This is a genomic window from Bradyrhizobium sp. URHD0069 (assembly GCF_000701345.1).
In the GTDB taxonomy this organism is placed as follows: Bacteria; Pseudomonadota; Alphaproteobacteria; order Rhizobiales; family Xanthobacteraceae; genus Bradyrhizobium.
The window spans coordinates 1-1,450 of record NZ_JNIJ01000125.1 but is presented as its reverse complement, the minus strand read 5'-3'; the positions used below and the strand labels follow the sequence as shown (position 1 = coordinate 1,450).

Below are 1,450 nucleotides of genomic sequence, written 5' to 3'. Positions count from 1 at the left end.
TCGCCAGCTAAACGAACGACCACGTGAGACCTTGCAATTTGAAACTCCAGCAGAGAGATTTAACGCCTGTGTTGCGGCGACCGGTTGAGCCGGCAAGGGCAAAGCGGAAATCATATGCTCGTACTGAGTTCTTCTCAGTTTGACCCTTATGCGACATCAGCCAGAATCCGTTGGTTGCCGTAGCGGAGCCGGTTTCAGCGCCTACCAAAGTGATCATTTGAACCGCTAAAATGCCGCCTACTCAGCTTGGAGGCGGACGCGAGGCGACGCGAGGCCGGTGCGCTGCGCTCAGGGGAACTCAGGCATCTCTAAGAAAGGATCGATGTCAAAATGACATTGGGTGCAGCACGACGTCGAGCAAGAGTTTCTGGAGCCCGACGATTTCTGCCGTGACGCCGCGGCGAGTTTCCCACCATCGGTCGGGGTCAAAATTTGAGTAACGCGCGGGTTGAACCGTGACGCGTGTCGAATGGTCTTTCATGACTCGGTCGAGCACTCGCCGCACTCGTCGCGAGTGATCCTTATCGGCCACGAACACAACGGAGTGGAACTGATGCTCGGCGCACCATGCCGGAAGCGCCTGACCTTCACCTTCGGTCGACGCTCCCTCGATTGTGGAGATTCGCACGACATCTGTCACGCCAAGCGACCTCAGTTGGCGAATCTGCCTTGCCCCGTCATCCTCGTAAAGGAGCCCCCGGCGGATGAACTCATGGTCTTCTAGACCCGGAGGGCCCATAAAAACCGCAACTCGCTTTGAGATGCCGCTTTGCACGAGGTCCGCCGCTTCGAGCGCCCCGGCGCCACCGGAATCGAGCGATAGAACGATGATGTCGGCGGACGCGACCGGTTCGTTTACGACGAGCGCCCATCCTGCGGCCCGCAGAACCGGCTCCCGAAGGGAGCGAATCGCAACGATCGCAAACGCGGTCAATGCGACCACCACTAGGATCCGGGCCCACCTCGGCCGCCGGGAGATCATCCTCGGATTCATTGGGTTACTACACGAAAGTGCTATGTCACCCTTTGCGAGCATCGGCCACGTTCGGCCAAGATGTCTAGTCCGGTGTTGGCACGAAACCGACGTGCCATGCCGCCCACCGAATGTCCGTTGTTGAGGGGATAGTGTTGCAAAAGTCCCAAAAGGCGCAGCGGCTAATTTTCCGCCAAAGGAAGAAACAAGCGACGATCGCCGATCGATATAGCCTCAAACCCGCTACCAGAATCACCTGTGGGTTTGGCGCACAGTGACGTGGTCCTCCACATCATTATTTAATTGCCACGTCTACGGGTCGGAGAATTTGAGTCCCACCTCGCAAAAAGACTTTTGCAACACTATCGAGGGACGAACAGACTTCATGCGGACGACACTAAACCGACGCAATTGACCCATTTCGGACTTCGCGCCATACGCGGTATGTGGGGTCGGTGCCACTTCTCGCTCGCCACT

General features: G+C 57.4%; 1 protein-coding gene. It reads right to left on the bottom strand.

The features are described 5' to 3' along the window. Nucleotides 1-325 precede the first annotated feature (325 nt). On the bottom strand, nt 326-943 hold the full coding sequence (locus tag N554_RS0130545) for a hypothetical protein (protein ID WP_245283761.1): 618 nt from the start codon (nt 941-943) through the stop codon (nt 326-328). Nucleotides 944-1,450 lie beyond the last annotated feature (507 nt).